Here is a 3,576-nt window from a genome sequence, read left to right as displayed (position 1 = left end):
TCTTAACACCCCCTGCACCCCCGGTATAACAATAACAATCTTTTGTTTTATGTTTCTTTTGTTAGACCAAAGGCAATGACGGGATTTTTAACTTGTCATGGTTAGGTACGAAGCAATCTTCACAAAGGTAGGTCGATCTTTAAAGTTCGCTCTGTATAGTCTGGAGATTGCTTCGTACCTCGCAATGACGGATGATTTGTAAATAAAGTCATTACCGTTTTTCAAAGAGCTTTCATGGCGATTTTTTTTCAAGTCCCCCTTTCAGGGGAGATTTAGAGGGGCTTCCTCAGCTGTTCCCTTATAAACAAACCAGCCGGCGTTAAATTAGCCTCTGTCCAGCCGCCATATATGGGTGCGCCGCTTTGTAAAATGGCGGTGGTTTCGTGTTTATCGGTAATGTTCCAGTTTACCCAGCTTAGGTGGTTATCTGCTAACCATTTCATCCATGTTTGGGTTTTTTGAAGGTTAAATTCGCCATCACCGCTGGCTTCGCCTACGCCCCATTCGGTAATCATCAGCGGTAAGCCAAGCTTAATCGCTTTATCGGCTTTGGCGCGCAAGGCCTGCTGGTGATAAGGGTCGCTTGCATAAAAATGGAACGAATAAGCGATATTATTAAAGCCCGTAAGCGGATCGGCAACCACCACGTCAACATCCTGATCCCAATGTGGACTACCCACTACAATCACATTATTTTTATCGTATTCGCGAATAACAGAGATTATCTGCGTAGCATATTCTTTCACGGTTTTCCAGTTTGCCTTAGCCGGTTCGTTATAAATTTCGTAGATAACATTGGGCACACCGGCATACTTTTTTGCCATCTGCTTAAAAAACTCCTTTGAGCGCTCCAGGTGATCTTCGGCGTGGTGGTCATGCCAGTCTATCAGTACATAAATTCCTTCTTTTATGGCGGCGTCAACAACATCGGTAATTAATTTTTGCTGTTCATCGGGCCGTTGCAGGTACCCGCCTTTAGGCTCAACTCCCATAGAGGCCCTCAATATCGAGATCTTAAAATCATTTGCAAGCCAGTTAACCACACCCGCGTTATAATATTTTTGCCCCTGCCATAAACTCCAGGAAAGACTAATACCGTGCAGCTGCGGCTCAACGCCCTGCGCGTTTAACAGCTTACCATTTTCTACTTTCAAAGCGCCATTGAGGGCCACGGGTGTTAAGTTTTGAGCGAACGATATCTTGGTAACTACCAAGGCAAATAAAACCAGGAATACTCCTCTCATCATCATGTTACAATTAGATAGGCCAATGTAAATAATGAGAATTTCAAAATGCCTGTTTGCAAAAATTGCATCATAGTATGTTAAAATTGACCAAGGTTTACTTTGGTACAGGGGATAAAACTCAATTATCTCTTTGAGATTACCTTATACATCACCTATCTTAGAATATAATTAACCTGCCGCCATCATTGTTAATTAACCAGTTGCCATGAAAAAAACATTCCTTTACCTTTTAATTGCTATCGCTTTACCCCTAACCCTGCACGCACAGGATACCATACTTGTAAAAAGCCAGGCCAATATGGTTGCCAAAGCCATGATAGCGGGCGATTATAAAACCCTGGTTAACTACATGTATCCCAAGGCGGTGCAGATGGGCGGCGGTAAAGAAAAAATGATTGCGTTGGTCACAACAGGTATACAACAAATGAAAAACCAGGGCGTGACCTTCGAAAGCGTAAAAGTTGATGCCCCCGCCAAATTTTACAAAGCAGGCACCGAAATTCACTGCTTATTGCCCGAAACCATTATTTTACAATTACCCAACGCGCGCATTGCAAGCCATAGCAGCATGCTGGGCATTAGCAGCGATGGCGGTAAAAGCTGGTCGTTTTTGGATATGAATAATTCGAGTGCCGCACAGGTAAAACAGATTCTTCCTAATTTTAACCCGGCCCTGCAAATACCCAAGGCTACTACCGAGCGGCTTGATTAGGTTTAGCTTTTAATAATTACATGACAAGCGTATACATACCACAAGATACAGCAAATCAAAAACGGATAACCGCCGGTGATATATCATTTGTCCACTATTCTGAAAGGGACAGTCTGCAAAAAAGCAGGGTGGTGTTTAACTGCTATACCATCAGCTTTGTAACCAATGGGGAGAAGGCCATTTTTCGTCCTTCAAATAATACCATTGTAAGTGCCGGCGAGGGCATTGTGATACCCGAAGGCAATTCCCTGATGGCCGAGCATACCCTTAACCAACATAAATACAGCAGCGTACTGGTATTTTTCCCGGCAAAACTGGCGCACGATTTTTTGAACAGGCACAAGCTTAACGTAAGACCATCGGCAGTAAAAGAAACAGATTATATCAAATTCAGGCAAACCAATTACTTTGCAGGCTACATTAAAAGTTTGCAGGCACTTATTGATGAGGGGCAAAACCTGCCCTATGAACTGGCCGCAACTAAGGTAGAAGAATTGTTGCTGGTATTATTACAAAGCCACGGGGAGCAATTGATCGGCCTGTTGCAAAGCAATGCGCCATCGCCAGAGCTATTGTTAAAAAACGTGGTGGAAAACAACCTGTTCAATAACCTTACCCTTGATGAACTTGCCTTTTTATCAAACAAAAGTCTGGCCTCGTTTAAGCGCGATTTTGAAAAAGCTTACCACATAGCCCCCGGCAAATACATACGCGAACGCAAGCTGGAAATTGCCTGCCAGGAGTTGGAACAGGGCAAAAACGCCACATCGCTTTATATCGATTTCGGATACGATAACTTATCTAACTTTTCATCCGCCTTTAAAAAGAAATTTGGTGTAAGCCCTAAACAATACCAGCTGAACGCGCAGGTAGTATGAGCCGTTTGCAATAGTTTTTGAGCCGCGGCCATTAACTGTACACCCGCTATAAACGGCACTTTTGGATCATTATTAATATCCAAAAGATCATGAAAAAAATCATCTTAGTTTTACTTGCAGCGGCATGTTGCTTAACTACCAAAGCACAAACATTTACCATTAAAAGCGCCGATCTTGGCGGCCAGTTTACCAACGAGTTTACGTCGAACACCTTCGGTTGCAGCGGGGCCAATAAATCGCCAGCCTTAGAGTGGATCAATGCTCCCGAGGGTACGCAAAGTTTTGCCGTTACCATGTACGATCCGCAGGCACCTACCGGCAGTGGATGGTGGCATTGGGTAATTTTTGATATTCCGGCCAACGTTCATCAGCTTAAGCAAGGAGCGGGCAATACAGTGGCAGGCGTAGCACCGGCTGGCAGTATTCAAAACAATACCGATTTTGGCGTGCCCGGTTATGGCGGGCCTTGTCCGCCCGAAAATGATGCCGCGCATGGATATGTAATTACCGTGTACGCCTTAAAGGTTGCCAGGCTTGGGTTGGATGGTAAAACCTCGGCGGCGTTAACCGGGTTTATGCTTAATCATAATGTGATAGCTAAGGCATCGTTGATGGTGTATGCTAAAAGGTAGGTAGTGGTTTCCATTTCACTTTTCCATAGCGATGGGTTTAAAACCTTGAGTGTTCGAAACCTTATAAGTGGATTTTTATTTTTATTTTCGGTGTTTGTTCACATTTT

Annotated in this window: 4 protein-coding genes; 3 read left to right on the top strand and 1 reads right to left on the bottom strand. The window is 43.8% G+C overall.

Annotation, left to right across the window (positions count from 1 at the left end):
* Positions 1-272 precede the first annotated feature (272 nt).
* Entirely contained in the window at positions 273-1,250 is a 978-nt protein-coding gene (locus tag QWZ17_RS23380; protein WP_290307741.1) for a glycoside hydrolase family 5 protein, read from the bottom strand.
* Between the two features lie 202 nt (positions 1,251-1,452).
* On the opposite strand from QWZ17_RS23380, the gene QWZ17_RS23375 reads away from it, so the two are divergent.
* The 3 genes from QWZ17_RS23375 to QWZ17_RS23365 all read left to right on the top strand — a co-directional run bounded on the left by QWZ17_RS23375 (position 1,453) and on the right by QWZ17_RS23365 (position 3,469).
* Positions 1,453-1,959 (top strand): hypothetical protein, encoded by a 507-nt coding sequence (locus QWZ17_RS23375; protein WP_290307740.1) that lies wholly within the window; start codon positions 1,453-1,455, stop codon positions 1,957-1,959.
* 20 nt (positions 1,960-1,979) lie between these two features.
* The gene (locus tag QWZ17_RS23370) at positions 1,980-2,837 is read left to right on the top strand and encodes a helix-turn-helix domain-containing protein (RefSeq protein ID WP_290307739.1); all 858 of its coding nucleotides are present in this window, start codon (positions 1,980-1,982) and stop codon (positions 2,835-2,837) included.
* An 89-nt stretch (positions 2,838-2,926) separates the two neighbouring features.
* Positions 2,927-3,469, top strand: coding sequence for a YbhB/YbcL family Raf kinase inhibitor-like protein (locus QWZ17_RS23365; protein WP_290307738.1), 543 nt, complete (start codon positions 2,927-2,929; stop codon positions 3,467-3,469).
* The last annotated feature ends 107 nt before the right edge of the window (positions 3,470-3,576 follow it).

It is taken from the genome of Mucilaginibacter flavus, from assembly GCF_030409315.1.
Classification (GTDB): Bacteria; Bacteroidota; Bacteroidia; order Sphingobacteriales; family Sphingobacteriaceae; genus Mucilaginibacter; species Mucilaginibacter flavus.
Note: the sequence above shows the minus strand (reverse complement) of the source record. Positions and strands in the feature narration are given on the sequence as shown.

Coding starts and splice junctions, on each gene's coding strand:
- QWZ17_RS23370 (WP_290307739.1), top strand. CDS start 1,980: ATGACAAGCGTATACATACCACAAGATACAGCAAATCAAAAACGGATA.
- QWZ17_RS23380 (WP_290307741.1), bottom strand. CDS start 1,250: ATGATGATGAGAGGAGTATTCCTGGTTTTATTTGCCTTGGTAGTTACC.
- QWZ17_RS23365 (WP_290307738.1), top strand. CDS start 2,927: ATGAAAAAAATCATCTTAGTTTTACTTGCAGCGGCATGTTGCTTAACT.
- QWZ17_RS23375 (WP_290307740.1), top strand. CDS start 1,453: ATGAAAAAAACATTCCTTTACCTTTTAATTGCTATCGCTTTACCCCTA.